This window comes from Mesorhizobium sp. SARCC-RB16n (assembly GCF_008520305.1).
GTDB lineage: Bacteria > Pseudomonadota > Alphaproteobacteria > Rhizobiales > Rhizobiaceae > Mesorhizobium.
The window spans coordinates 15,439-41,942 of sequence record NZ_ML703282.1; the positions used below are offsets into that span (position 1 = coordinate 15,439).

The following is a 26,504-nucleotide window of genomic DNA, read 5'->3' on the forward strand; positions in this document are numbered from 1 at the left end:
TAAACACGTGAGCCCTCCTTTCAAGACAAGACGTTGAGTGTGGGGGCTGACTACACCAAAGGCGGAATAGGTGGCAAGGGGAGGGTGGTGCGGCGCCTGCCTTCTTTCCCTGAGGAAGAAGGGCGCTCTACCGTCCCGGCCTGCCTGTCTTCCCCGGCCTGCGCTTTTCTCGGCGGGCGTCGCCTGGGTCCTCGTAGGAGCCGATGCCGGAGCGCTGACGGACAATTGGTTTGTCGTCGCGATCCTTCGCGCCCCCTTCTGTCCTGCCGGACATCTCCCCCACGAGGGGGGAGATTGGCTGTGGCTTTGCCGGCACTTTTCCCTCGACTGGTTTTTCCGTGCGGCGCACCGTCATCTCGTCCAGTGAGTTCTTCTTGAACAGCGGCTTGGTGGGCTCGCCGGGAATGCCGAAGTCCGAACCATGCGCCTCCTGCGCACTCTGCTTCTTGAACAGCGAACGCGACACCGCGCCTGATGGTGTCGGCATGTCGGTACCAGGCCCCATATCGTCGAGCGATGGCTTGGCGAACAGCGGCTTCTTCACCGGCACGGCGCCGTCGGCGCCCATCTCGTCGAGATCGGGCTTGCGGAAGAGGTTGGGCCGGGAGGCCTTGGCCGCCTCCTCGGCGGCGCGTGCCTGGTCGAGCTTGCGGAAACGTTCCTGTTCCTCTGCAGTACGATGTTTGGCCACGCCCTTGTTGTGCTTGCCCTTTTCGCGGCCTGACGCCGGACTTTGGCCTTCCACCTCGCGCGCCAGCGGATCGTCGGAGATGGATAGTTCCATCTCCCGCAGCCGCTTGATCTCGTCGCGGATGCGGGCCGCCTTCTCGAAGTCGAGATTGGCGGCGGCGTCGCGCATCTGCTTGTCCAGCGCGTCGAGATGGGCCTTGAAATTGTTGCCCATCATGGCGCCCGCACTGTCGGTGAACTGCGAGATGTCGGCGCGGACATGGTCCTTCTCGTAGACCGAGTCCAGAATATCGGAGATGCGCGACTTGACCGATTCCGGCGTGATGCCGTTGGCGGCGTTCCATTCCATCTGCTTTTCGCGGCGCCGGTTGGTCTCCGCCATCGCCCGTTCCATCGAGCCGGTGACCTGGTCGGCGTAGAGGATGACCTTGCCGTCGACGTTACGGGCGGCGCGGCCGATGGTCTGGATCAGCGATGTTTCCGAACGCAGGAAACCTTCTTTGTCGGCATCGAGGATGGCAACGAAGCCGCATTCGGGAATGTCGAGGCCTTCGCGCAGCAGGTTGATGCCGACCAGCACGTCGAAGGCGCCAAGCCGCAGGTCGCGCAGGATCTCGATGCGCTCCAGCGTGTCGATGTCGGAGTGCATGTAACGAACGCGCACGCCCTGCTCGTGCAGATATTCGGTGAGGTCCTCGGCCATCCGCTTGGTCAGCACGGTGACCAGCGTGCGGTAGCCGGCGGCCGTCGTCTCGCGGATTTCGCCGACGACGTCGTCGACCTGGCTCTTGGCCGGGCGAACCTCGACCGGCGGATCGATCAGCCCGGTCGGGCGGATGACCTGCTCGGCGAAGACGCCGCCGGCCTGTTCCATTTCCCAGGCGCCCGGCGTCGCCGAGACGGCAACCGAGAGCGGCCGCATGGCGTCCCATTCCTCGAAGCGCAGCGGCCGGTTGTCCATGCAGGAGGGCAGGCGGAAGCCATACTCGGCCAATGTCGCCTTGCGCCTGAAGTCGCCGCGATACATGCCGCCGATCTGCGGCACGGTGACGTGGCTTTCGTCGATGAAGACCAGCGCGTTGTCGGGAATATATTCGAACAGCGTCGGCGGCGGATCGCCGGGCTGACGTCCGGTGAGGTAGCGCGAGTAGTTCTCGATGCCGGCGCAGGAGCCGGTGGCTTCCAGCATCTCCAGGTCGAAGCGGCAGCGCTGTTCCAGCCGCTGCGCTTCCAGCAGACGGCCGGCGCGCTCGAGTTCCACCAACCGGAGCTTGAGTTCTTCCTTGATCGACTTGATTGCCTGGTTGAGCGTCGGGCGCGGCGTCACATAGTGCGAATTGGCGTAGATCTTGACGCTTTTCAGCTCGCCGGTCTTCTGGCCGGTCAGCGGATCGAACTCGGTGATCGCCTCGATCTCGTCGCCGAACATCGAAATGCGCCAGGCGCGGTCCTCAAGGTGGGCCGGGAAGATTTCGATCGTGTCGCCGCGCACACGAAACGAGCCGCGGACGAAATTGATGTCCTGCCGCTTGTATTGCTGCGCGACGAGGTCGGCGAGCAGGGCGCGCTGGTCGAGCCGGTCGCCGATCTGCATCTGGAAGGTCATCGCCGTGTAGGTCTCGACCGAACCGATACCGTAGATGCATGATACCGAGGCGACGATGATGACGTCGTCGCGTTCGAGCAGCGAACGCGTCGCCGAATGGCGCATGCGGTCGATCTGCTCGTTGATCGAGGATTCCTTCTCGATGAAGGTGTCTGTGCGCGGAACGTAGGCTTCCGGTTGGTAGTAATCGTAATAGGAGACGAAATACTCGACCGCGTTGTCGGGGAAGAATTTCTTGAACTCGGAATAGAGTTGCGCGGCCAGCGTCTTGTTGGGCGCCAGGATCAAAGCGGGCCGCTGCGTCTCCTCGATCACCTTGGCCATGGTGAAGGTTTTGCCCGAGCCGGTGACACCAAGCAGCACCTGGGTGCGGTCATTGTTGTCGACGCCCTCGACCAGGTCCTTGATCGCGGTCGGCTGGTCACCCGCTGGCTCGAAATCCGACACCATCTTGATGGTGATGCCGCCTTCCGACTTTTCCGGCCGGGCAGGGCGGTGCGGTGTCCACAGCACGCCGTCCTTGTGCAGTGGATTGCCGGACTCGATCAGCGCCGACAGTGCGGCCACCGTGGCGGTGACGCCACTGGACGACATCGTCTCGGCTTCTTCCAGCGAGATGTCGAGCCCGGCGACCGGATTGAGGCCGGCCGCCGTCCGCTCTCTTGCCGATGCGGCGCCGCCCATCGAGGTGCCGCGCGCGGTGCGGCCCGGCGCGGCGGAGCGTTCTGGAATCTTCTTCGGCGATTTGGCGCCGCCACCTTTGCCCGTGGTGCGTCCTTCGCGTTCCGCCTCCTGTTCGATCTGCTCGGCCCAGTCCGCGATCGAACCGGACAGCGGCGTGCCCGACAGTTCGGCCTGCGGCATCTCGGCGAAGCCGCCTCTGTGCAGCGGCTCCGAGGCGTCGAGGAAGTCGGTCAGCGGGCTGCGCCGCTTCGGCGCGGCGCGGTCGTCATTCGCCGTCGGCGGCGTTCTTCTATCAGGGGATTTGGCCATGTCCCGAATATGGGAGGTCTTGGCGAAAATGGAAAGAGCGCGATGAAAGCAGGCGTGCTGCCGGCTGCGGTTCCTGACAGCAGGCTGTCAGGAGCCGGGAGGTGTCGCGCGCTTGCCCCCGGGGTCAGGCGCCGCGCGCGTTGTCCGCCACGCGGGTCGGCGATCCGTTCAAGCGCGGCACCACGACGAGCCGGGTGACCTTGCCCTTCTTGAAGGCGGCGAGGAAGCGGGAATAATCCCTGAAGACGACGCAGCCATTGGACTCGGCGCGGCCGCCGCGCAGCATGTAGGTATGCGCGAGCAGGCCGGTGCGGTTGTATTTGTTGCCGCCGCTCGTCGGGGTCAGGCGGATGGCCTCGACGCCATGGAAGCGCGATTCACGCAGCGACAGATTGTAGGTGTTGGGCGGTGTCGGGCCGCGATCCTTCACGTCGACATAGCGTGGCTGGTCGACCATGGCGCCTAGGCCGGAATGCGCCTCGAGCCGCTGGCCGTCGGGCATGTAGACTGTCTTGGCGCTGATGTCGTAGACGGCGACGCCGTGGCCAGCGCCGCTTCCGGCGCTCGGGCCGTTGAACAGGTTCCTGAACGCCTGGCCGAGGCCGCCCGAAGGCGTGTCCGGTTTGGCGTAGGCCAGCACGTCGCCACCGTCGCGGGTCCGGCCTTGCCGGGCCGGCTGCCTGGCTTGCTGCACGGGCTTCGGCTGGGGCGCCGGCTTCTGCTCCAAAGTCTTGGGCTGTGCTGCCGGCTTGTCCTCTTCCACCACCCTGGCCCGCTGTGGCGCGTCATATTGCGGGCGGCGGGTCGGCAGCGGCACATCGTCGGTGAGCGCATCTGGCAGCGAGGCGGAGTCGCCGGGCTGTTGCTGCTGGGTCTCGACCGGCGCAACCGCGACATCAGGCGAAGATTCGGTCATCGGCAGCGGCGAGGCGAAGGCTTCGTCCTCGACAGGCATCGACTCGACCAGGGCAAGCGCCAGCTGCGCGTTATCAGGCGTTTCCGACTGGGCAAAGCCCATCGGCGCCGGCGCGGTCTGCACCACCGAACCCGTATCGGCGCGGGCGAAACGTTCCGCAGCCGGAGCCGGCATGTCGTTGGACAGGCTGGCCATGACCTGGACGGACGGCACGAGGGACGCCTCGGTGATCTGCGGGGCGGCGCTGGAAATCACGGGACGGGTGCTGGCCGCGGTCGCCGGCTTTCCCGCGCCGGCGAAGGCAGCGGCGAGCTTTGTCGGCGACAGCGACGCTTCCATCAGCTCGAAGCGCTGCTGCGATTTCGACTTCGCCGGCGTTGACTTGGCCTGTGCCACTAGGCGCCCGGATTTCTCCGCATGTGAGGTTACCGCCGCCAGCTTGAAGCAGCTGGCGCCGCACTGCACGGCATGGTCGTGCAGCGCCTGCGTGCCGCCATGGGCATTGGCCATCACGAAGGGCGCGGAAGAGCTGAGGAAATGCTGTTTCAGCGGATCGGCGAGAGCCAGCGAGCCCGGCATGGACAGCGTCTGCGGCAGGCCGCTCGACGTGGCCGACAGCGAGGCGCCGACGGAACTGAGACCAACCATGGTCCCGATCAGCCACAGGCCAACGGCAGCGCTGGCGCCGGGCACCGCGACCCAGCGGACGATCCGTTCAGGGTTGAAGGATGAGGAACGTGGCGCGTCGCAGGCGGTGTCGCCCTCCCAACGCTTGTCCCCGACAATTTTTCTACTCAAGAACGCCATGCAACCAATCTTGCTCCAATCGGCTCCCACGTCCGCGGCTGTGATAGCCGCGACGACCATTCTGTGAGTGATCCCAGGTGGTCCCCGACGCGTTTGCCGCGCCTGTCGTTAGTTGCCGATTGCTTCAAAATATGGACAAAGTTGGTTAACCAATCCCTCTCAAAACCAATGGAGAGACGTGGACTTTGTGCCGAAAAAGGCTTGTCCACGACCATGCACGCGGTATTGCAGCCCTTCCAAGGCTGTTTTGCTGCCTGTTTTTGCCTGCCGAGTCAAGCAAAACAGCCTCTGCTAATCTTCGCAAAAAGACGCTTGGGGGCTTTCCGCGACAATGAGGCACGCCGACGTGCGTCGGCCGCGCCGCTGCAAACACCACCGGCGTCCGCAAATACTGTTGCCGTCCTGCCACAATTTTTCGGCCCGGAGGATCGCCCTCCCGGCGGCCGATTGACTCGTTTTGGGAGGCGGTGCACTCCGGTCAGGTGCTCGGTTTAAGATGGCAAAGGCTACTTTTGGAGGCTTTCCATGAAGCGTCGGGACGTCTTGGCGCTGTCGGCGGGAGCTGCGGCGTTTTCCATTCTTCCGGCCGCCGTCAAGGCTGCCGTACCGGTTCCCTATGACCGCAATGCGGAGGTGCCGTTCAAGGACAAGAAGTCGTTCATCGACTGGATGGTGGCCAATCGCGGCGAGGATCCGAAATTGCTTGCGGAGCGCTTCGATCGCTTCCAGATCATGGTCTACAACAAGGACGTCCTGGACGACCGCAACAAGCGCGCCTTCCTGCTGACGCCACGCGAGGAGTTCGTGCTGCCGCAGAATCTGGGCCGCGCCTATGACCATGCCTTCCTCGACATCGGTTATGGTGTGACGATTTCAGGCCCGCATCTGGTCGGGCGCATGACGACGTCCATCGACGTGCAGTTCGGCGAGTCCGTGCTCGAGATCGGCACCGGCTCGGGCTACCAGGCGGCCTATCTGGCCAACCTCACCGACAGGGTGCACACGATCGAGATCATCAATCCGCTGGCGCAGCGCACCCGCCGTACCTATGACGGGCTGATCGAACGCGGCTACGGCGAGTTCGGCTCGGTCACCAGCCGCAATGCCGACGGCTATTATGGCTGGGAGAGCGTCGGTCCGTTCGACAAGATCATCGTCACCTGCGGCATCGACCATATTCCGCCATCGCTGCTGCAGCAGCTCAAGCCCAATGGCGTCATGGTCATTCCGGTCGGTCCGCCGGGCGCCCAGCATGTGCTCAAAGTGATCAAGCAGCAGCTTGCCGACGGCACGTTCAACATCGTCCGCTCGGACATCTATAACGGCAAGGTGGTGCCTTTCGTGCCTTTCACCAAGCTGGAAGGCGACCAGATCGTCGGCACGCATAACGGCTGAGTTGCCGCGCGGCGGCACCGGCCTTGCTGAATTTCGCATCAAGGGGCCTGAATGGCAGCCGTCGTATCGATCTCTCGACCAGGCATCGCTTCGCTGGAGGCGCCAAGGCTTGCGCACTATCTCGCGGTCGGGCTGATCGCCGGCGCCATCATCGCCCTGCAGATCGCAGTCATGCGCGTGTTCGCCGTGGGCAGTTGGTCGCATTTCGGCTCGCTGGTGGTCAGCCTCGCCATGCTCGGTTTCTCCTTGTCCAGCGTCGTCATCTTTGCCGGCAAGGGCTGGTTCGACCGCCACTGGCAAGGCGCGGCAACAGTGGCCCTGTTGCTGGTCGGCCCGCTCGCCGTCGGCTCCAACCTCATCGCGCAGACGGTGCCGTTCAATGCCATCTTCCTGGTTTCCGATCCCCAGCAGAAATGGCGGCTACTCGCCAATTTCCTGCTTTATCTCCTGCCGTTCCTGGCCGGCGCCTTCTTCCTCGGCATCGTCTTCCTGAAAAGCCGCACCGCCTTCGGCCGCGTCTATTTCGCCGACCTCACCGGCTCGGGGCTTGCCGGCCTCGTCGTGCTGGTGTCGCTGTATCTGTTCGCGCCCGAAACCATCATCGTCGTTCCACTGCTGCTGTGGGCCGGCGGCTCGCTCTTGTGGTTCATCGCGTTCGGCGCGTGGAAGAGCGTTGTTGCCGGTGCCGTGGTCGCGGCGCTGTCGATATCAGGCTGCCTCATGCTGCCCGGGCTCACAGGCATACCCGACATCACCGTCTCGCAATACAAGGGCGTCGCCTATGCCCGCAATTTCCCGGACGGCAGGCGCATCTACCGCAGCGTCTCGCCGTTCGGCGACCTGCAAGTCTATGCCAGCTCCTACATGCATTTCGCGCCGGGCCTGAGCGACAATGCCGCCTTCGGCATGCCCGAGGTGCCGGCCAACACCTATGTCGGCATGTATCGCGACGGCGATGGGCCGGAAGGCATTATGCGCAACCTGGCGCCGGCCGAGCAGGTCTATTTCCGCTACCTGCCGATGCACTATCCCTATGTCATCAAGGAGAAGCCCAAGACATTCGTCGTGCAGTTCGGCGGCGGCATTTCCACGCAAGCCGCGCTCAATGCCGGTTCGACCTCGGTGACCGTCGCCGAGAGCAACCCGATGACGTTGCGGGCGTTCCGCGATCCGATCCTCAGGGATGTCACCGGCAATATACTGGCCGAGCTGCGGCTCAAGGTGGTCGACTATGACGGGCGCCTGTTCCTCGCCAACACGGCCGAGCGCTACGATGTCATCGACCTCAGCCTCGCCGACAGTGTCGGCCTGTCCAATCCCGGTGGCTTCGCCATTTCGGAGAAATACGCCTACACGCGCGAGGCGATGCTGAGCTACATGCACGCGCTCGCCGATGGCGGCGTGCTGTCGATCACCTTGTGGAACAAGGAAGAGCCGCCGAAATCAGTGCTCAAGCTCTATTCGACCGTCGCCGAGGCGGCCAAGACATTCGACCGTCAAGGTGCCGCAAACGACATTTTCGCCGTGTCGAGTTATCTCTCGACCACGACCGTGCTGTTCAAGCGCGGCGGCTTCACCGAAACTGAAATCAAGACGCTGCGCGACTACACGAAATCGATGTCCTGGGAGGAGGTCTATTATCCAGGAATGGTTTATGACGGCTCGGGGGCACAAAAAGTGCTCGATGATTACCGCGCCTCGATCTTCGGCAGCGGGCAGGATGCGGCGCTGACGCAACCCGCCGATGCGTCGGCATCCGCCGACCCGACCGCGCCGGGGAATCCCGACTGCGATCCAACCGCACCGGCCGATCCGACGCTCGATGCCTGCGCGGATGCCGGCGGCGATGCCGGTCCGCAGGTGTTGCCGACGACGGAACTGCAGCGCATGACCTGGCACGCGCTTCTGACTGGCGGCTGGGAAAAGCTCGCCAGCGATTATGTCTTCGACGCGCGTGCGCTGAGCAATGACCAACCCTATTTCGCGGCCTATGTGAAGGTCGCCGACCTGCCGCGCACGCTCGACCGGCTCGACCTGTTCCAGGACGACTGGGGCTATCTCTTGATCTGGGCGACGCTCGGCATCGCCTGCATCACGGCAGCGTCGCTGGTGCTGCTGCCGGTCATCTTCGGCTGGCGCATCGTGTTCTCGCGCTCGCGCGGCAAGCTCGGCACCATCCTCTATTTCGCTTGCCTCGGCCTAGGCTACATCATGGTCGAGGTCGGGCTGATCAGCCGATTCACCGTGGCGCTGGCCAACCCGACCGTTTCGGCCTCGGTGCTGATCTCCTCGATGCTGGTGTTTTCCGGTCTCGGCAGCCTGTTCGCCGAGCGCATCTTCGACCGCGCCAGGATGCTGCTGCCGGTGGTGCTGCTAGCAATCTGCGTGCTTTTGCTGGCCTACGGCTTCACCTTGTCGCCCGTGCTCGATCGGATCGGCGCCTATCCCTATGCCATCAGGCTGCTGCTCTGCTTCCTGCTGGTGTCGCCGCCGGCCTTCCTGATGGGCATGCCGATGGCCACCGCCATGACCTGGCTGGCGCGGCTCGGCAAGGAACATCTGTTCGTCTGGGCCTGGGGCATCAATGGCTGCTTCTCGGTCATCGGCTCGGCCGCCGTGCCGATCGTCGCAACCAGCTTCGGCCTCAGTGCCGTCCTGCAATGGGCAGCGATCGCCTATTTCGTCGCCATTCCGGCGTTCTTTGCCGTGCTCTTGCCGTCAAAGGCGCCGACTCTCCGGATGGTGTCCGCCTGATGCCGGACCGGCGCGCCATCGTCGCCGGACTGCTGGCCACGGCGGCGTTTCCGGTGGCGAGTGAGGGGGCGCGCTCGCACAAGGCGATCTCGACCATCGTGCCGTTCAAGACGTCGCCGTTTCCCTATCGCGGCAAGCTGCCCGACGGCTCCGCGGCATTTCTCGACGTCGATGCGAACGGCCGGCACGGCCACACCTCGCCACGCGGCGGTATTTACTGGGAAGACGAGACCTATTCCGACCGCTCGACGCTGCTCGCGGTGCCCAAAGGCTTTGATCCCGCCAGGTCGGCCGTTATCGTCGTGTTCTTCCATGGCAACGGCGCGACGTTGCAGCGCGACGTGGTCGGGCGCCAGCGCGTCGTCGCGCAGGTCGAGGCTTCAGGCCTCAACGCCGTGCTGGTGGCGCCGCAATTCGCCCGCGACGCGCAGGATTCCAGCGCCGGCAATTTCTGGGCGCCTGGTTTTTTTGCGGGGTTCATGGCGGAAGCAGCGCAAGGCCTGGCCAAGCTGACCGGCGCCAAGACGGCGAAATTCGAGGCGATGCCGGTGGTGTTGGTCGCCTATAGCGGCGGCTACAATCCGGCGGCCTCCGTGCTTGGGAATGGTGACATTGGCGGGCGCCTGCTCGGGGTCATCCTGCTCGACGCCGTGTTCGACGAGGCCGACATCTTCGCCGACTGGATCGCGCATCACAGGAAGAGTTTCTTCGTCAGCGCTTATGGCAAATCATCGGCCTCGGGCAATGTCGAGATCAGGCAGGCGCTGGCAGGCAAGGACATCGATGCAAGCGCCGATCCGCCGCGGCGGCTTGAAGCCGGCACCGTCGCTCTGCTGGCCAGCGACGCCGCTCACGACAGCTTCGTCACCAAGGCATTCGTGAACAATCCGCTGCAATGGCTGCTGGCCCGGCTGCACGGATTCGCGCGTTAGGACCTGTCGATATCAGGCCGGCTGAGCTGAATCCCGTGAGCCCCGCCTCTTGAAAGGTCTGGTTTTGAAGCTTAGTGCCCGGCCATGCTTCTGACCGCCATTGTCATTGCCCAGATACTGGACCCGCTCAGGATCGTGCTGGTCGCGATCGCCTATTTCCTTAGCCGGTTGGCCAGGCGGCCGGGCGCGGGCTGGCTTGGATTGGTGGTGGCGATTGTCGTGATCGCTGTCGGCTATCCCTCGGTGGTCCTTGGTCAATCCGGCGACATCGCCTGGATGAGTGGCGCGGTGGGCGCGATATCGAACGCGCTCATAGCGGTGGTTAGGCTGGGCTCCTGCGGCTCCAACGCCGGTTCTTCTGATCGTCGCGGCATGGCCCGAATCGTCTGGCTGCCGAACATGCAGGACTTGGGTTTCTTGGACCCGCTTTGTGGGAGCGAGGAGCCCAAGCCACTCTCAGTTGAACCATAGCGCGAACGTCAAAAAACCTCCGCCGCCGAACTCGCGCTGGATCTGGTCGAAATCCTCGCTGGTCAGGATCTTGCCGGTTTCGAGGTAAGGCGCGATGCCGGGGCCAGTGATCGACAGCACCAGGTCGAAGGGTTTTGGCTCATCAAAGAAACGCTTCATGTTGATGCCCTTGCCGGTGATGCGGAAGTGCGGCAGCAGCGCGCGGCCTTCGAGCAGGTCCTCGGCCATGGTCAAGGCGGCGAGCCAGGCCTGGACCTGCTCCTCGCCGACTTCGAGGCCGGTGAGCGGGTTCTCGCCCTTCTGCTGCGGGCCGGGCAGCCATTCGCGGTCATTGTCGGTCTCGGCGCGGATCGCCTTCCAGTCCTCGCGCGACAGCCGGATCATTTCGAGCAATTCCCTGCGCGCCGCCTTGCGGCGCTCCGGCTCGACCACCGGCCAATTGATGAGGTGCACCATCGAGATGAAATCGGCGATGCGCCATTCCGACGAGAAGATGCTCGTGCCCGTCTCGCTTGGCGGCGGCACGAGAATGTCCTGCAACGGCAGCTTGGCGCGCGGGAACAGCATGTGGAACGAGCCGTCGAATGTGCTCCTGAAATCGTGCGCCAGCCAGAAATCGGCCTGCGCCATCAGGAACTCGGCATAGCCCTGCAGCCAGTAGCCGTCGGCGCGGTCGAAGCGGAAGGTGAGCGCGGGTGCGGCATCGCCCTGCGAGATGCTGCCGTGCGACAGCGCGGCCATGATCGCCGCCATGCTCTCACCAGGCGCGATCGTGCCGTCCTCGTCGAGGTCGATGCCGACATGGGTGAGGTCGATGACCATGCCGATATCGGCATCGGCCGGCACCGAGCCAAGCGTGGTGGTGGATTTCTCCAGCCGGTCACGGAAGGCGACCAGGATGGCGCGGAATTCTTCATAGGTCAGCGGCTCGGGGTTGGGATTGGGCGGCACCGGCAGCTGCATCAGCGGCAGCATGAAGGATTGCGGGCTCTCGAAACCATGGCGGTGCAGGCCGCTGGCCAGCAGTTCCAGCGCGGTGAAGAATTCGCCGGCGCCTGCCGCATAGGCCGACGCTGGATCCTTCGGCGCGGCAGCTTCCAGTGTCGACAGGGCGCTGTCGCGCGCGGCGACGGTCTTTGCCTCGAACAAAGCGGTTGCCGCTTCGGGCATGGCCGCGCTGGCGGAAGACAAGGGCACAAGCACAATGAAGGCGGACGCCAGCAGGTTTGCTATTCGTGTCATCTTTTCCCTCCCATTTGTCGCCGGCGACCATACACAGATTTACGACGTCGCGCCTGTCGGCGCCGATGCGCTGTCCGCATCGTTGATCGCCGACGGCTTCAACCTGCACACAGGACAGTCTAAACAAGGCAAACGATTGGACATTGCGTGTCGAACTATCCGCTCTCCTACAAACTGTCCTGGCTGCCGCGTTTCCTGAAACCGTCGCTCTTCGGTGACGCCACAGGGTTTGCGCCGATCGCGGGGACGCTGATGGACCCGCTACCGGGAGAGACGGTGCGGCTGGCTTTCATCGGCGACATCTCGGCGGTCGCCAACCGGAGTGCGCCCGACTGCGATCCGGCGATCAAGGCGCTGCTTGGAGCAGCCGACCTGGTGATCGGCAATTGTGAAAGCCCGATCGTTGACAGGCCGAGCGCGGTACTGGGAACCAGGCTCGGCACGCATCATGCGATGAGCGAACGCTTTCTTGCGGAGGCGCTGGCGGCGGTCGGCATCGGGCGCGAAAAACTGGTGCTGTCGCTGGCCAACAATCATGTGTTCGACCAGGGTGTCGCCGGCTTCGACGCGACGGTGGCGGCGCTGAGGCGGCTCGATATCCGCACCATCGGCCTGGCCGCCAATGGTCCGGTCGAACGCTTCGCGGCCGGGCCGCTCGCTCTCGGTTTCGCCGCTTTCACGCTCTGGCGCAACGCCGACGAGGCCTTGTTTGCCGGCCGCGTCTTGATGGAAGGCGATCCGGCCCGCTGGCCGCGAGAGGCGAGCGCAGGGGTCGATCTCCTCTGCGCCGTGCCGCACTGGGACTGGGAATTCCGGCATTTTCCGCGTGCCGGAACACAGGCGTTGGCGCGGCGGCTGGCCGGGCAAGGCATCGGGCTGATCGCCGGCCATCATGCCCATGTCGTGCAGCCGGTCGAGCGGATCGGCGGGACGGTGGTTGCTTATGGGCTCGGCGATTTCCTCGGCACCGCCTTTGCCCGCCAGCCATGGCCGGGGCGGATTGGCGGGATTTTCATCGTCGACGTCAGCGCTGACGCGAAGACGCGGGGAGCTGTTGCGTCTTACCGGTTCTATCCGTTTGTTCGCCTGCGTGCGGGAGACCATGAGCGCCTGCTGCCGGTGGAAGCATTGAACGTGCCGATGCGGCAAAAAATCGAGGGCCGGCTGGCCGCGATCTTCCCTTCTCGCTCTGGAGGAGAAGGGGGCACGGCTTCGTCCGGCTAGCGTCATTCCGACAAAACTGGCTATCATGCGGCAACACTGGCGGCGGGGGATGGCGATGGAAACAGCGGATTTCATGCCGGGCGCGGCCGACATCGCGACCATCAAGAAGGACATCGAGACCTACGAAGCGAAAAGGGCCTCGGTGGCGCGCGGAGTCAGGTGGCGCGTGCCGTTGTTCGTTGGCCTTGTGGTGGTCGTCGTCGCGCTCATTGCCTGGCTGTTCAACAAGGTCGCCGATCCCCACGAGCAATGGTTCTCGCCGCCGCATGTGTTTCTCTATGTCATCGGCTTCGTGGTGGCGATCGTCCTCTATTTCAGGGCAATCAGGCCGGTAGCGCGACTGCAGCAATCGTTTCGCCAGACGCTGATGCCGATCATCTTCGGCTTCATTGGGGATCTGCGCTACCAGCACGACGTGACGCCGCATTCCTTTGACCGATTGCCGCGCGAGACGGTCGGCGGTTTCACCATGAGTCGCTTCGACGACATCATCTCGGGACGCTATGACGGATTTGCCTTCGAGCTATACGAAGCCCATCTTTGGGATGGAGGCGCCACCAGGAACAAGGCCACCACGTTCAAGGGTGTCGTCGTCGCCTTCGAAGCCATCGAGCCGTTTCCTGGAATATTGGTGGCGGCGCGACGTGCCAGTGGCGTCATCGGCTTTTTCCGCGGCATGTTCGCGGCAAAGATGCAGGAACTGCCGTCCGGCGTGCCGGAACTCGACGCCGCGTACGAGTTCCGCACCGACAATGTCGAGGCGGCGCGGCCGCTGGTGACCGGCCGGCTGGCGCAGGCGCTGAAATGGCTCGGCGAAACCTGGCCGGACGAGCCGGCGCGTGTCGCCCTCAATGGCGGCGACGGGTTCTTGCTCCTGCCGCAACCGAAGAACTTCTTCGAACTGCCCGCCATTTCGGTGCCGCTGGACTACCAGACCCATGTCGCGCCGATGATCTCGGACATAGGCGCGATGCTGGCGACGGCGGCACTGGTGAGGAAGATCGGCGCGAAGGACGTGGCGATTTGATAGGCCGAAGCAGGCTCAGCAGTCGAAGCCGTATTTGCCACGCATATAGTCCGCCTCTTCCTTGGACGTTCTCTTGAACATCACACAGACGGTGAAGCTGCCGACCTGACGGCCGTCCCTGGTGTAACCCCAGTCGGAAATATCGTCGCGCGTGAATTCGATATTCTGGCCGAGCACGACGTTGCGCACTTGCTCCGGTTCGTTCGCCAATATGCCGACAAATCCGGTCTCCGTGCGACGGAAGGGAATGAGCCAGAAGTGTTCGGTGACGTTGCCGTCCCGCACCTTGACCTTCAGCTTGAACCTGTCGGTGCCGGACGGAGGTGTTTCGGACAGGGCCAGGAATTCATCCAGGCTGGCGAGCACCCGCGCGGTCGCCGCCGCCATGTCGGGATCATCTGGAGCAAAGATCATCGTCTTGTCGTCACCCGGATCGGCGCCTTGCGCGTCGGCCAGGCCCGGCAAGATAGCCAGCATCAGGGATAGGGTGGTCCGGACGGCGATTCTCATGGAAGTCCCTCTATGCAACGCGACACCATCCCGCATTCGCTTTGACTTTGCAACCTAAGCGCGAAATTCAGCTCCGCCGGGCAGGATGCTCGATCCGCGCACGACATAAAATGTGTACCGATGAAAAATCGAAGTCCTGTTTCGTGATGCGGCCCGGAAGGGATTGCGGCGGCCGCGTGATCGCCGACGGCGCGAGCCGCAATCCGTCAAACGACTCTTTTCGCGCGGACAAAGCCTCCCATGAGGTAGGGCAAGCTGTCGGCATCGGGGGGCTCGGAGGCTATTGTGTCGGAATTAAGCCGATGATTTCCTTTGCAAAAATTCACCCAACGTGATTTGCGGACAGCGCGCTTTCCGCCCCAGTCTCGGGCCGTTCGGTGCTGCCCTCTCCCAAGGCGTACCGGAAAACCGAAACAGCACGGAGTGCTATCCATGAAGAAGACCCTCGCAACCACCGCCGCTCTGCTCGCCTTCCTCGGCACGGCCTATGCCGCGACCGTTCAGGGCACCATCCAGGCGGTCGATCCGACGACCAAGTCGGTCACACTCGACGACGGCAAGATCTACCAGTTGTCGCCCGATGCGTCGGTCGGCAAATTGAAGGTCGGCGCCAAGGTGGCGGTGACTGTCGACGACAAGACCGGCATGGTGACGTCGATCAAGAAGGCTTCGTAGAGACCTGCCGACCGGACTTTTGAGACCCTGCTCCAATTTTGGCCGGTCCCTTCGGGGATCGGCCATTTTCATAACCTCGCTCGCTCACCGCCAGGCGACAACGGTGGCGGAACACCGTTCCGGCAGCGCCGCTATGGCCTTCACTGAAAGGCCGCGCTATCCCTTGGCCTACGGGGGATCTGCATGGCTGACAAACAAAAAGGATTTCGCCTGTCGCGGCGGCTGCTGCTGGGGGCGGCTGTCTTCGGCGGCGCCGTACTGTGGGGCGGCACCACCGTGGCGCGGCTGGCGCGGGGCCCGTCAGGGCCGAAGAACACCGGACGCATCGCCGATATAGACGGCATCGCGCTGCCGCTGAAGCCGATCGCCAGCCCGCCGGCCTTCGATCCGTCGCTGCCCTGGCTGGCAAAAGGCGGCGACATCAACGATGCCAGCGGCCTGTCGAGGACACCGGTCTACGGTGTCGTCGAGGTCAGCGAGGAAGAGCACATCGCCAAGGCGCTGGCCTTCGCGCGTGCCAACGGGCTGAAAGTGTCGCTGGCGGCCATCCGCCATTCGATGGGCGGGCATGCCTTCGACGACAATGCGCTGGTTCTCGACCTCAGAACGTTCAACAAGGTCACGGTGGACGCCGCGGCCAAGACAATGACCTTGCAGCCGGGCGCGCGCTGGCACGACATCCAGACCATGCTGCATCCGCGCTTCGCGGTGAAGGCGATGCAGTCGACCGACATTTTTTCGGTCGGCGGCTCGCTGTCGGTGAACGCGCATGGCATGGACCATCAGGCGGGCTCGGTGGCCGGCTCGATCCGCTCGATGCGGGTGATGTTGGCCGACGGGTCGGTGACCACCTGCTCGCCAGCCGACAACAGCGAGCTGTTCCGCCATGTCGTCGGCGGCTACGGTCTGTTCGGCGTGGTGCTGGAGGCGACGCTCGATATCGTCGACAATGCCGTCTACCGCACCTCGCGCGAGATCATCAGATCCGACGATTTCCCGAAATTCTTCGCCGAGGTGCTGGAGCCGAACAAGGACATCGGCCTGTTCTACGGCCATCTGTCGACGGCGCCGGGCAATTTCCTCGAGGACATGATCGTCTACCGTTACGACAAGGTGGCGGAGCAGCCGCCGGCCGACCAGCCGGCACTCGGTGAACCCGATGGCGTCGGCCTGAAGCGGGTGATCATGAACATGGCCAAATGGGGCAGTGCGTTCCAGGAACTGAAATGGTTCACCGAAAAGACGCTGGAGCCGAAATTCGAGAGCTGCACGGTGCCGCGTACCTCGGCGCTTGCCGAGGGCGAGGCCTGCCTCGTCACCCGCAACAACCCGATGCACGATTCGGTGCCGTACCTGTTCAACGACCTGATGAACGAGACCGACATACTGCACGAATATTTTATTCCTCGCGCGGCCTATGTCGAGTTCATCGCGGAAGCGCGCGCGATCCTGCGCAACCAGGATCTGCCGGTGCTCAACGCTTCGGTGCGCATCGTCCACAAGGAGGACGTGGCGCTGACCTACGCGCCCGAGCCGGCCTATTCGCTGGTGCTCTATATCAACCAGCCGGCCGATGCCGATGGCAACGCCAGGATGCGGGCGCTGACGCGAGCGCTGATCGACGTGACGATCAAGCATGGCGGGCGGTTCTTCCTGCCCTACCAGTTGCACTATACGGCCAAGGAGCTGCTGGCGTCCTATCCCGAACTGCCCGCCTTCCTGGCGGCAAAGCGGCACCATGACCCGACGGAACTGTTTTCCTCGACCTTCTACCGTGCCATCAAGGCGTTGAGCGGGGTGGCTTAGCAGCCAGAGGAGAATTCCATGCGGATGGGATCAGCGGCGGCGTTGCTCGCCTTCATCGCGCTTTGCGCTGGACCGGCGGGGGCGGAAGATCTGAAGGCCTTCAGGCTGACGATCGATGGGAAGACTGTGGATATCGACGCCGGCGAGAGCGCCAACGTGACGTTGCCTGACGGCAAACAGGTCGAGGTGAAGCTCGACAAGAACGACTTCGCCACCTTTTCCGGCGGCAGTTTCTCCTTCAATCATCCGAGCGGCATTTCGGTGACCAAGACAGATCTCGGCGAGAACATCACGCAATATCTGATGGCCTCGGCGCTGGGCACGATCGTCGTGGTGCAGGAATACGGCAAGATGAACCCCGTATCGCTCAACCAGCTGATGCTGCAGGAGATGACCAGGGAATCGGTCAAGGCGGGTGCCGAGCTGACGCAGCAGCCGACGACGCGCAAGCTCGCGGACGGCAAGGCGTTGACCGGCATCACCGCCGAGGTGAAGACCCGCACCGACACCGCTTATTTCGAGATCGTCGGCTACGGTCTCGCCGACCAGGGGCTTTTGTTCATCACACGCGTCGCCGGCGAGGATGCGGCGACCGAGAAGCCGCTGATCGACAAGTTCTGGCAGAGCCTCAAGGTAAAGATGTAGCTCGGCCTAGAGCTTGCTGGGCATCAGGCCGGTCAGCCAGTTCACCGAGCGCTTTGCCGCGTCGGCGGTCGCCGATGCGGCGCGGCCAAGGTCGGTCTTGACCACGGCGTAGCCGTTCTTCGTGCGATAGAGCACGCCGGTTCCGCCATCGACCACCTGCTCATAGGCCACGGGCCGGGCAGCGGCCGCGTCCAGGGCCGTCGTCGGCGATCCGACGGGGACGCTCGGCCGATGGCTGAGCTCCGGCGGCAGCGGGCTTTCCGTTCTGGCGATCTTGCTGGTGGGCTTCAGTTCCGGGCCCGATGCGATGGCGGCCAGGTGCGATGAGGACGCCGAACCCTTGGTGCGGCAGATACCGGACACCAGCGGGTAGTTGAAATTGCGCTCGTGCAGGATCTGGCTTTTCATCGCGGCTTCGCAATCGGCGATGGTCGACCACTTTGCCGGCGTCTCGCCGATGTATTCGCACAGCTTGGCGTCGCAGTCGCAGCCGACAATGGTCATGGCGACAAGGGCGGTCTTGATCACGGTCTCGTCCCTTCGAGATGCCCCCCGGCAGCCCAGTCAGGTGCATATCGCGTTCCAGGCGAACGCAATTCTCCATTGCGCGCGAACAAGGCGGGATTTTGGCTTCGACCGTGGAATGTGCGTGGCAATGTGTGCCTATCCAGCGCCCGGTAAGGTCCGTCTGAGGAAATTGGCGATCAGCCGCACCACGTCGTGCGGGCGCTCGACCTGCGGGATGTGGTTGACGCCGTCGAGGACGGCCAGTTCGGCGTGTGGAAACAGCGAGGCGATCTCTTCGCCCTGGGCCAGCGGCGTGGTCGAATCCTCTCGTCCCCAGATGACGAGAACCGGCGGTGTGAAGGCGCGATAATTCGCCTTGTTGGCGGCAAGCGATTTCCGCTCGTCGTTGTAGAGGCCGCTGAACAGCCAATGGCCAACGGCAATGGTGGTGCCCTTGACGTTCAGCGGGCGCGTGTAGATGGCGATGCGCTCCGCCGTGACGAGATCGTCGTTCGCGATGAACCGGCGCAAACCGAACCCGGTCATCAGCGGATTGGTGAAGGTCGAGGCAGTCAGGAGCTGGCGTGGCCAGTCCCTTTTCAGGAGAGATGCGAACGGCAGGGTGGGCGCCTCGGTCTGGCCGAGCCCGATCGCCACGTCGAGCAGGATCAGCGCATCGATGCGATCCGGGGCCGAGAAGGCGGCTTCGATCACGCCGCCACCACCATAAGAGTGGACGCCGACGCTGAAATGACGAAGGCCGAGCGCATCGGCGAAGCCGAGGACACGCCTGGCGTGAGCGGCGCGCGAATAGTCCTGGTCGGCCGGTCTTTCCGAATAACCGAAGGGCGGCATGTCGACGGCGATCACGCGAAAGCGCTGTTCACCCAGCGGCGCGGCGACATCGCGGTAGGTTTCGGCCCACGACGCCGTGCCGTGGAACAGAAGCAGCGGCGGCCCGTCCGGCGGCCCCCACACCTGGTAGTGCATCTTCAGCCCGTCGACGGTAGCGAACAATGCTCCCGCCGGAGCCGCCTCCTGCGGCGACAGCGTCTCGCGCAAGGCCGCCGCGCCGCGAAAGCCGACAAACGCGACAACGATCAGCACGACCAGCATGAGCGCGAGCCAGCCGACAATCCGGATCAGTCTACGCATGGCGGGGCCGTCGTCTCAGTAGTCGTAGACGTGTTCGAGCCGGGCGCCGGCCTTGATCAGCGACGGCAGCACCAGATGCAGCTTGCGCACGGCCACGACCATGCCGGTGCGGCGCGTCGAGGGATCAGCCGGGAGCGGATAGCTGAACAGGATGCGCATGCCCTCGGGGACGGCGATCGAATCGGTCGACAGCATCGTCACCATGATCTCGTCATTGCCGCCGATCTCGACGAAGGAGACGCCCTTGTCGATCAGCCGCGGGATCATGTCGGTGAAGACCTGATAGCGCTTCGTGACGAAGACGGTGCCGTCAGTGCCGTAGTCGCGTTCCAGCAAGGTGTCGGGCTCGTTGCGGGTGGCCTCGCCGACCGGCCCCTTGGCCCAGACATGGACATCGAGGAGAGCGGGATCGGAGGTGGCGGCCAGCGCCTTTTTGATCAGGTCGGCATAGCCTTGCTTGATGGTGTCGGCGAGGCCGAAGGCGAGCTTGCGTTCGCTGGTGCGGACGGAACTGTCACCAGGCGCCGGCTGCACGGCGAACAGCCCGGCGCGCTTTTGCGCATACGGGAATTGGTACCACGGCACCTGGTCGAGAAAGCCTGCATAATCCGCCGCCACCTTGGCCTGGTAGATGTCGGCGGCGGTGCGCTTGGTCGATGCCGCCTCGGTGATGCGGCCGACCGTGTTTTCATAGGCCCATTGCAAGATATGCTCGATCGAATGACTGGTGCCGATGACGACCAGCATCTGGTGGTTGGCATAGTTGAACTTGTAGGCAGAGCTGGCCCGGATCACCGTGGCGTAATCCTGCCAGAAGCGGCCGACATAGGACCAATAGGGAAAGCCGCTCGGCTGGTCCTTGGCGACGAAACCAGCATATTCGCGCGCCGCGTAGACGATCGCCCATTCCGGATAGGTGAGGAAGGTCGATTCCTCCGGCCGCTGGTAGCCGGGGATCTCGGCGCGCACCTTGTCGGCCAGCGCCTTGGGCGGCGCGCCGTCGGCAATGCCGGGCAGCGGCGTCCTGTCGAGCGACGGCGTCGTCAGGAAGCCATAGGCGAGTCCCGCGATCGGGATCAGGATAACAACGACGATCACCCAGAGGATCGTCTTGATGACGCGCTTTATCAAGCGGAACAGGAGCATGGCCGGTCAGGCTGTGGCGAAGTGGTCGTAGATGCGCTTCGACAGCCGGAAGCCGATATAGACGGCGATGCCGCCGATGACGATATGCGGCAGGTTGGCGAAGAAGCGGGTGGGGAATTCGATGTCGTTGAGGGAGCGGAAGCCGTTGATGAAGATGCCGGCATCGAGGCAGCCGGAGCCGGTGATCAGCCCGAGTACGCCATCGAACAGATAGACCGAGCCGAAGAGCTTGAAATAGAACATCGTCTGGCGGTGCGAGATGAAGGCGGCGGCCAGCGCCCAGACGCCGGAGAAGGCGTGCAGCAGGTCGTCGTACCATTGCAGGGAGAACAGGCCGAACAGATTGCCGTCGGCATCGTTGAAGGCCGGAACGTAGCCGATGGCCACGACCGCGAAGAACAGGAACGCATAGGCGACGGCAAGCTTCTGGATCAGCGTCATGAAGTATCCCCCTTCAACTGACGCCGAACGTTAGCCGATTTTGGCGCCGGTTGCAGTCCCAACCGGAAACACCGTAAAAATTGTGTGGGATAGGAAAAGACAGTCGGCGCCGGGATTTCTCCCAGCGCCTCCCTGTCAGATCAGGACGCAGTCGCGGCGGCAACGTCCGTAAAGTCGTCGCGCCATGCCGGCCTTGATTTTGACGGTCCTGCCAGAGGCCACCCGAGGGCGGCGTCCGTTCCAGACCACGCTGGTCTTGGCCCTTGCGGGCTTTGCCCTGCGTGCCATCGAAGGTTTTTGCCGTCCCTCATGGCAGCATCGGTCCGCCGTCGGCGTTGGCACGCTTTCCGCGGCCCCGTAGGTCTCGGCTTCCGTCCCTCGAACAGGCAAGCCTGCTGTCGCTCCGGGCCGTACGGGCCTCAGGAAATCCGCCTTTCACTTCGCCTTTCGGCTTGGCGATCGGTAGCCGCCTGAGATGGGTTGAACTTACGTCCGGTAAGGGTTCCGGGGAATGGCCTTGAGCCTGTGGATAGCGGGATTAGCGGGGACCAATGCCAGAAGCCAGGGAAATTCGAGCGCGAACGCCTTAGACAGCCTGCCCGCTTTTTCGGCGAACGAACCGACGATGCCCCTTGTCCTGCCGACAGGCGCGGGTTTCAATGCCGGCAAAGGGATCGGGCCAGCAAAGGATCGGGCGCGCCTATCCGGCGCCTTCCCGGGGGAGGATGCATAGTGAAGGTCGGGGTGGTGCTCAATCCGATTGCCGGTGGCGGCCGGCTGAAACGGCATTGGCCCGATGTCGCCGCCGCGCTGAAAAAGCACTTCGGCGATTTCGAACTGCGCGAAACACAGGCCGAGGGCGACGCCGAGCGGCTGGCGCTCGATCTCGCGGCAAACGGTTTCGACCTGGTGATCGCGGCCGGCGGCGACGGTACGGCGAGCGAAGTGGCCGACGGCTTGCTGCAGGCCCGCGAGGAGGGCGGCAGGACGACCGAACTCGGCCTGCTGCCTTGCGGCGCCGGCATCGATTTCGCGCGCGGCCTCGGCCTGCCGAAGGCGATCGACGCGACGCTGAAACGGATGGCCGAAGCCAAGGCAAGAACGGTCGATGCCGGCCGAATCTGCTATGTCGACGACCATGGCGCCCTGGCCAGCCGGCATTTCATCAACATCGCCAGCCTCGGCCTGTCAGGCGCCACCGACCGAGCCGTCAACGCCGACAAGCGCAAGGGCAAGGTGTCGGCCAAGGCGCTGTTCCTGTGGCGCACCGTGGCCGAGTTCATTCGCTACCGCTTCCAGGACGTGCGGATCACCGTTGACGACAGCGACCCGGTTGAGGCCCACATGGCGCTCGTGGCGGTGGCCAACGGCAAATTCTTCGGCGGCGGCATGATGATCGCGCCCGATGCGGAACTGACCGACGGGCAGTTCGACATCGTCATCTTGCGCGCGGCGGGCAAGCTGAAGCTGATCTGGGATATCAGGCTGCTCTATGGCGGAAGGCACCGCAACCATCCGGCGATCACCATCCTGCGCGGCAGGAAAGTGGTTGTCGAACCGCTCGGCGATGTCGAGAAGAATCGTGCACTGGTCGACGTGGACGGCGAGTCGCCCGGGCGCATACCGGCGACTTTCGAGATCCTGCCCGGGGCGTTGACGCTGAGATATTGATTGAAGAAGCTGAGAGTCTGATTCAATTAGTTGATAAAGTAATTCCGGCGCGCCGATCAACGCACCGAAATCGTTCGATTAATTAACCGGCTTCAGATTTCCAGTTTGGCGGGGAAACCGGGCGCGCGCAGGTCGGAGCTGACCGTATCCTCCAACAGCTTGACGATCTGGGTCGACCACGCGCCGCCGCCATATTCCTGTTTGCCGATCTGGAATATCTCATTGACATGTGATGCCAGCTGGAGCGGCACGCCGAAATCCCTGCCCATGGTCAGCGCGAAACCAAGATCCTTCAGTGCCAGGTCCATGGTGAAGCCGATGTCGTAGGAGCCATTGAGGATGAGCTGGCTTTCGGTCTCGTGGACGAAGCTGTTGCCGGAGGAGGCCACGATGGCGTGGTAGGATTGGGCGAGATCGAGCCCGCCTTGTTTGGCAAGCATCAGCGCCTCGCCGGCGGCGACCAGATGGATGAAGGCCAGCATATTGGTGATCACCTTGATCACCGCCGCCGAGCCGACCGGGCCCATCAGGAACGACTTGGCGCACATCGCTTCGATGGCCGGGCGGTGGCGCTCGTAGAGAGTGGCATCGCCGCCGACCAGCGCGGTGATTCTTCCGACCGCCGCCAGATGCACGCCGCCGGTGACCGGGCATTCCAACGTCTCGATCCCCTTGGCCGAGGCGAGGGCGGCAAGCCGCACGATCTCGTCGCGGCCGTTGGTCGACATCTCGATCCAGGTGCCGCCCTTGGGCAGGCCTTCCAGCAACCCGCCCGGGCCGGCCAGCACCGCTTCGCTGACCTTTGGCGAGGGCAGGCAGCTTATGGCGTTGCCGGCGCGGGTGGCGGCTTCGGCCGGGCTGTTGGCGGCCGTGGCGCCGAGCGCGACAAGGCGCTCGACGGCGACGGGGTCGCGATCGTGGACCGTCACGGCAAAGCCGTTGCGGATCAGGCTGGCGGCAAGGTTGCCGCCGAGGTGACCAAGGCCGATGAAGGCGTAGCTTTCGCTCACGGCATCAACGGCGTCTGCATCATCTGCAGATGCAGGTCCTTGCCGGTGTAGGGATGGGCGTCGCAGACCGCCTCGTTGAGCTCGACGCCGAGGCCGGGCTCCTTCGAGGGGATGACATTTCCGTCCTGCCACTCGATCTTCTTCTTCAGGAGCGTGGCGTGGAAACCATCCCACTGCTTCAGCGATTCCAGGATGAGGAAGTTCGGCAGCGTCACGGCGAGCTGGATGTTGGCGGCACCTACAATCGGCCCGCAATAGCAATGCGGCGCGACCTGGATGTGGTAGGCCTCGGCCATCGCGGCGATCTTCTTGGTTTCGAGAATGCCGCCGGAGCGGCCGAGGTCGGGCTGCAAGATGGTCGCGGCGCGGTTCTCGATGACGCGGGCGAATTCTGACTTCGTCGTCAGCCGCTCGCCGGTGGCGATCGGGATCGAAGTCGCGCGGGCGACCTGCGCCATCACTTCGGGCATGTCTGGGGGCACCGGCTCCTCGAACCACAAGGGATCATAGGGTTCGATGGCGCGCGCCAGGCGCAGCGCGCCGGACGCGGTGAACTGGCCATGCGTGCCGAACAAAATGTCGGCGCGGGTGCCGACCGCCTCGCGGATCGCCTTGATCATGCGGGTGGAGACATCAATGTCGATGAGGCGCGGCTGATGGCCGTCGAAGGCGGTGTAGGGGCCGGCCGGGTCGAGCTTGACCGCATTGAAACCCTGCTCGACATATTCGAGCGCGCAGGCCGCTGCCATCTCAGGATCGTTGTAGACATTCCTGCCGTCCGGCGCGTCCTCCGAATGGACGCTGCCGGTGTGCGGATAGAGGTAGGTGTAGGAGCGCAGTGTCTCGTGCACCTGGCCGCCGAGCAATTTATAGACCGGCTTGTCGGCTTCCTTGCCGATGATGTCCCAGCAGGCCATTTCCAGTGCGGAAAAACAGCCCATGCCGGAGACGTCGGGACGCTGGGTGAAGCCTGAGGAATAGGTGCGGCGGAAGAAATTCTCGATGTCGTGCGGATCGCGGCCGATCAGATACCGCTCGGCCATGTCCTCGATCATCCTGGCCGTGACGTGGGCGGAGAAGGTGGCGTTGTAGGCCTCGCCATAGCCGACCACACCGCCGTCGGTGGTCAGCTTGACGAAGATGAAATACTTGCCGCCGATGCCGGGCGGCGGGTTGCCGACAACCCAGGTCTTGACGTCGGTGATCTTCATGTATGGTCCTCCAGAACCAGTTCGGCGCCCTTCCATCCGGTCATGACGGAGGCGGCGTTGGTGTTGCCGGTGATGTTGTCGGGAAAAATCGAAGCGTCGATAATGCGCAAGCCTTCGAGGCCATGCACCTTGAGGCGCGGATCGACGACGGAGCGCGAGGGATCAGGTCCCATGCGGCAGGTCGAAACCGGGTGATAGACGGTGCCGGAGCGTTTTCTGAAATCCGTGATCAGGTCGGCGTCGGACTGGATCGACGGGCCGGGCAACACCTCTTCGGCGATGATCTCGGCCATGGCGGGCATCGAGGCGATCTTGCGCACGAATTTCACCGCCGCCAGCATCTCGTCGACATCGGCATTGGTCGAGTAGGCGTTGGCGACGATTTTTGGATAATCCAGCGGATTGCCAGAGCGGATCATGATCTCGCCGCGGCTCGATGGCCGGCAGTTGGACAGGCCGATGGAGAAGCCGGGCCACGGATCCGGCGTCAGGATCGGACGCTCGCCGTTCTTCGGGATGAGGGTCGAGAAGGCCTGGAAATAGAGCTGCATGTTGGGTCGGGAAAACGCAGGGTCGGTGCGGAAGAAGCCGCCGCCATGATTCATCGACAGCGACAGCGGGCCGGTGCGGGTGAGGACATATTGCATGCCGACCAGCAGCTTGCCCCACCAGGGACGCAGGATCTGGTTGAGCGTCGGCAGCTTGCCCTTGAAGGTGTAGTTGATGCCGACATGGTCCTGCAGATTGGCGCCGACATTCTCGTTGGCGTGCACGACCGGGATGCCCAATCCTTTGAGCAATGCCGCGGGGCCGACGCCGGAGAGCTGCATGAGCTGCGGCGAGTTGATCGAACCCGAGGACAGGATGACCTCGCGGCCGGCACGGGCCGTCTTGGTCTCGCCGTTCTGCAGATATTCGACGCCGACGGCACGCTTGCCCTCGAACAGGATCCGGCTTGCCAGCGCGTTGGTCTCGACACGCACATTCGCGCGCTTCATCGCCGGGCGCAGGAAGGCGCGGGCGGCCGACATGCGGCGGCCGTTTTTGGTCGAGATCTGATAGATGCCGACGCCTTCCTGGGCGGCGCCGTTGAAATCGGGATTGAGCGGCAGGCCGGCCTGCTGGCCGGCGGCGAGATAGCGTTTCGTCAGCGGATGGACGGCAGCAGATGTATCGCTGATATGCAGCGGGCCGCCAGTGCCGCGCCATCTGTCGGCGCCGGCCTCGTTGTCCTCGAGCGCCTTGAAGGCCGGCAGCAAATCGTCATAGCCCCAGCCGGGATTGCCGGCGTCGCGCCAGTCGTCGAAATCCTCGCGCGCGCCCCTGATCCAGACCATGGCGTTGATCGAACTCGACCCGCCGAGCAGCTTGCCGCGTGGCCAGTGGTCGACATTGCCGCCAAGGCCGGGATCCGGCTCGGCCTTATAGTTCCAGTTCACCGTAGGATCGAAGAAGGTTTTGCCGTAGCCGAGCGGCATCTGCACGTAGAAGCGGCGGTCGCTGCCGCCGGCTTCCAGCACCAGGACCGAGAAACGGCCCGAAGCCGACAGTTTGTCGGCCAGAACCGAGCCGGCCGAGCCTGAGCCGACGATGATGAAGTCATAGGTCTGCATGATGGAAATGAACGGCTCCGGAAATCTTGGCCGCAGCCTAGACGCGCCGGGTTCGCT

General features: G+C 63.9%; 21 protein-coding genes. 10 read left to right on the forward strand and 11 right to left on the reverse strand.

Features of this window, described 5'->3' with window-relative positions; genetic code table 11:
- Positions 1-127 precede the first annotated feature (127 nt).
- Together uvrB and C7I87_RS25650 are read right to left on the reverse strand one after the other, a co-directional pair.
- Positions 128-3,289, reverse strand: coding sequence for an excinuclease ABC subunit UvrB (gene uvrB, locus C7I87_RS25645; protein ID WP_149906840.1), 3,162 nt, complete (start codon positions 3,287-3,289; stop codon positions 128-130).
- Between the two features lie 124 nt (positions 3,290-3,413).
- Positions 3,414-5,012, reverse strand: a complete 1,599-nt coding sequence (locus C7I87_RS25650) for a DUF2778 domain-containing protein (protein WP_149906841.1) — start codon at positions 5,010-5,012, stop codon at positions 3,414-3,416.
- Positions 5,013-5,537: 525 nt separating this feature from the next.
- Between C7I87_RS25650 and C7I87_RS25655 the strand changes: the two genes are divergently transcribed.
- The 4 genes from C7I87_RS25655 to C7I87_RS25670 all read left to right on the forward strand — a co-directional run bounded on the left by C7I87_RS25655 (position 5,538) and on the right by C7I87_RS25670 (position 10,564).
- Positions 5,538-6,407: a protein-L-isoaspartate O-methyltransferase family protein gene (locus C7I87_RS25655; protein ID WP_149906842.1), complete on the forward strand. Its 870-nt coding sequence runs from the start codon at positions 5,538-5,540 to the stop codon at positions 6,405-6,407.
- Positions 6,408-6,458: 51 nt separating this feature from the next.
- Complete coding sequence (locus C7I87_RS25660) at positions 6,459-9,161, forward strand: MFS transporter (protein WP_149906843.1); 2,703 nt, start codon at positions 6,459-6,461, stop codon at positions 9,159-9,161.
- Positions 9,161-10,093 carry a hypothetical protein gene (locus tag C7I87_RS25665; RefSeq protein ID WP_149906844.1) on the forward strand — a complete coding sequence of 311 codons (933 nt, stop codon included), beginning with the start codon at positions 9,161-9,163 and terminating at the stop codon, positions 10,091-10,093. The genes C7I87_RS25660 and C7I87_RS25665 overlap by 1 nt, the downstream gene beginning before the upstream one ends.
- Positions 10,094-10,177: 84 nt before the next feature.
- On the forward strand, positions 10,178-10,564 hold the full coding sequence (locus C7I87_RS25670) for a hypothetical protein (protein ID WP_246696408.1): 387 nt from the start codon (positions 10,178-10,180) through the stop codon (positions 10,562-10,564).
- Here the strand turns inward: C7I87_RS25670 and C7I87_RS25675 are convergent.
- A complete protein-coding gene (locus C7I87_RS25675) occupies positions 10,550-11,806 on the reverse strand; it encodes a hypothetical protein (RefSeq protein ID WP_149906845.1) in 1,257 nt (418 codons plus the stop codon). The two genes, C7I87_RS25670 and C7I87_RS25675, sit on opposite strands and share 15 nt — an antisense overlap.
- Before the next feature lie 147 nt (positions 11,807-11,953).
- On the opposite strand from C7I87_RS25675, the gene C7I87_RS25680 reads away from it, so the two are divergent.
- Positions 11,954-13,030, forward strand: coding sequence for a CapA family protein (locus C7I87_RS25680; protein WP_149906846.1), 1,077 nt, complete (start codon positions 11,954-11,956; stop codon positions 13,028-13,030).
- 55 nt (positions 13,031-13,085) lie between these two features.
- On the forward strand, positions 13,086-14,057 hold the full coding sequence (locus C7I87_RS25685; RefSeq protein ID WP_149906847.1) for a DUF3137 domain-containing protein: 972 nt from the start codon (positions 13,086-13,088) through the stop codon (positions 14,055-14,057).
- A 15-nt stretch (positions 14,058-14,072) separates the two neighbouring features.
- On the opposite strand, the gene C7I87_RS25690 is transcribed toward C7I87_RS25685, so the two are convergent.
- The gene (locus C7I87_RS25690) at positions 14,073-14,567 is read right to left on the reverse strand and encodes a YegJ family protein (RefSeq protein ID WP_149906848.1); all 495 of its coding nucleotides are present in this window, start codon (positions 14,565-14,567) and stop codon (positions 14,073-14,075) included.
- A gap of 432 nt (positions 14,568-14,999) precedes the next feature.
- Between C7I87_RS25690 and C7I87_RS25695 the strand changes: the two genes are divergently transcribed.
- From C7I87_RS25695 to C7I87_RS25705, 3 genes are all read left to right on the forward strand, one after another.
- Positions 15,000-15,242, forward strand: a complete 243-nt coding sequence (locus C7I87_RS25695) for a DUF1344 domain-containing protein (protein WP_015316128.1) — start codon at positions 15,000-15,002, stop codon at positions 15,240-15,242.
- A gap of 183 nt (positions 15,243-15,425) precedes the next feature.
- Positions 15,426-17,048, forward strand: a complete 1,623-nt coding sequence (locus C7I87_RS25700) for an FAD-binding oxidoreductase (protein ID WP_149906849.1) — start codon at positions 15,426-15,428, stop codon at positions 17,046-17,048.
- An 18-nt stretch (positions 17,049-17,066) separates the two neighbouring features.
- Complete coding sequence (locus C7I87_RS25705; RefSeq protein WP_149906850.1) at positions 17,067-17,693, forward strand: hypothetical protein; 627 nt, start codon at positions 17,067-17,069, stop codon at positions 17,691-17,693.
- Positions 17,694-17,699: 6 nt separating this feature from the next.
- Here the strand turns inward: C7I87_RS25705 and C7I87_RS25710 are convergent, their stop codons facing one another.
- From C7I87_RS25710 to C7I87_RS25725, 4 genes are all read right to left on the reverse strand, one after another.
- The gene (locus C7I87_RS25710) at positions 17,700-18,221 is read right to left on the reverse strand and encodes a hypothetical protein (protein ID WP_149906851.1); all 522 of its coding nucleotides are present in this window, start codon (positions 18,219-18,221) and stop codon (positions 17,700-17,702) included.
- A 135-nt stretch (positions 18,222-18,356) separates the two neighbouring features.
- Positions 18,357-19,355 (reverse strand): alpha/beta fold hydrolase, encoded by a 999-nt coding sequence (locus tag C7I87_RS25715; RefSeq protein WP_149906852.1) that lies wholly within the window; start codon positions 19,353-19,355, stop codon positions 18,357-18,359.
- Between the two features lie 15 nt (positions 19,356-19,370).
- Positions 19,371-20,501 (reverse strand): hypothetical protein, encoded by a 1,131-nt coding sequence (locus C7I87_RS25720; protein WP_149906853.1) that lies wholly within the window; start codon positions 20,499-20,501, stop codon positions 19,371-19,373.
- Positions 20,502-20,507: 6 nt separating this feature from the next.
- Entirely contained in the window at positions 20,508-20,942 is a 435-nt protein-coding gene (locus tag C7I87_RS25725) for a hypothetical protein (protein ID WP_149906854.1), read from the reverse strand.
- 732 nt (positions 20,943-21,674) lie between these two features.
- Between C7I87_RS25725 and C7I87_RS25730 the strand changes: the two genes are divergently transcribed.
- Positions 21,675-22,613 (forward strand): diacylglycerol/lipid kinase family protein, encoded by a 939-nt coding sequence (locus C7I87_RS25730; RefSeq protein WP_149906855.1) that lies wholly within the window; start codon positions 21,675-21,677, stop codon positions 22,611-22,613.
- A 92-nt stretch (positions 22,614-22,705) separates the two neighbouring features.
- Here C7I87_RS25730 and C7I87_RS25735 read toward each other — a convergent pair whose 3' ends face one another.
- The 3 genes from C7I87_RS25735 to C7I87_RS25745 are packed head-to-tail and all read right to left on the reverse strand — an operon-like array spanning position 22,706 to position 26,447.
- The gene (locus C7I87_RS25735; protein WP_149906856.1) at positions 22,706-23,623 is read right to left on the reverse strand and encodes an NAD(P)-dependent oxidoreductase; all 918 of its coding nucleotides are present in this window, start codon (positions 23,621-23,623) and stop codon (positions 22,706-22,708) included.
- A complete protein-coding gene (locus tag C7I87_RS25740; protein ID WP_149906857.1) occupies positions 23,620-24,834 on the reverse strand; it encodes a mandelate racemase/muconate lactonizing enzyme family protein in 1,215 nt (404 codons plus the stop codon). The genes C7I87_RS25735 and C7I87_RS25740 overlap by 4 nt, the downstream gene beginning before the upstream one ends.
- The gene (locus tag C7I87_RS25745; protein ID WP_149906858.1) at positions 24,831-26,447 is read right to left on the reverse strand and encodes a GMC family oxidoreductase; all 1,617 of its coding nucleotides are present in this window, start codon (positions 26,445-26,447) and stop codon (positions 24,831-24,833) included. The genes C7I87_RS25740 and C7I87_RS25745 overlap by 4 nt, the downstream gene beginning before the upstream one ends.
- Positions 26,448-26,504: the final 57 nt, after the last annotated feature.

Bases quoted from the DNA above. Each gene is read 5' to 3' on its own strand.
- uvrB (WP_149906840.1), bottom strand. From the start codon at position 3,289: ATGGCCAAATCCCCTGATAGAAGAACGCCGCCGACGGCGAATGACGAC.
- C7I87_RS25650 (WP_149906841.1), bottom strand. From the start codon at position 5,012: ATGGCGTTCTTGAGTAGAAAAATTGTCGGGGACAAGCGTTGGGAGGGC.
- C7I87_RS25655 (WP_149906842.1), top strand. From the start codon at position 5,538: ATGAAGCGTCGGGACGTCTTGGCGCTGTCGGCGGGAGCTGCGGCGTTT.
- C7I87_RS25660 (WP_149906843.1), top strand. From the start codon at position 6,459: ATGGCAGCCGTCGTATCGATCTCTCGACCAGGCATCGCTTCGCTGGAG.
- C7I87_RS25665 (WP_149906844.1), top strand. From the start codon at position 9,161: ATGCCGGACCGGCGCGCCATCGTCGCCGGACTGCTGGCCACGGCGGCG.
- C7I87_RS25670 (WP_246696408.1), top strand. From the start codon at position 10,178: ATGCTTCTGACCGCCATTGTCATTGCCCAGATACTGGACCCGCTCAGG.
- C7I87_RS25675 (WP_149906845.1), bottom strand. From the start codon at position 11,806: ATGACACGAATAGCAAACCTGCTGGCGTCCGCCTTCATTGTGCTTGTG.
- C7I87_RS25685 (WP_149906847.1), top strand. From the start codon at position 13,086: ATGGAAACAGCGGATTTCATGCCGGGCGCGGCCGACATCGCGACCATC.
- C7I87_RS25690 (WP_149906848.1), bottom strand. From the start codon at position 14,567: ATGAGAATCGCCGTCCGGACCACCCTATCCCTGATGCTGGCTATCTTG.
- C7I87_RS25695 (WP_015316128.1), top strand. From the start codon at position 15,000: ATGAAGAAGACCCTCGCAACCACCGCCGCTCTGCTCGCCTTCCTCGGC.
- C7I87_RS25700 (WP_149906849.1), top strand. From the start codon at position 15,426: ATGGCTGACAAACAAAAAGGATTTCGCCTGTCGCGGCGGCTGCTGCTG.
- C7I87_RS25705 (WP_149906850.1), top strand. From the start codon at position 17,067: ATGCGGATGGGATCAGCGGCGGCGTTGCTCGCCTTCATCGCGCTTTGC.
- C7I87_RS25715 (WP_149906852.1), bottom strand. From the start codon at position 19,355: ATGCGTAGACTGATCCGGATTGTCGGCTGGCTCGCGCTCATGCTGGTC.
- C7I87_RS25720 (WP_149906853.1), bottom strand. From the start codon at position 20,501: ATGCTCCTGTTCCGCTTGATAAAGCGCGTCATCAAGACGATCCTCTGG.
- C7I87_RS25725 (WP_149906854.1), bottom strand. From the start codon at position 20,942: ATGACGCTGATCCAGAAGCTTGCCGTCGCCTATGCGTTCCTGTTCTTC.
- C7I87_RS25740 (WP_149906857.1), bottom strand. From the start codon at position 24,834: ATGAAGATCACCGACGTCAAGACCTGGGTTGTCGGCAACCCGCCGCCC.
- C7I87_RS25745 (WP_149906858.1), bottom strand. From the start codon at position 26,447: ATGCAGACCTATGACTTCATCATCGTCGGCTCAGGCTCGGCCGGCTCG.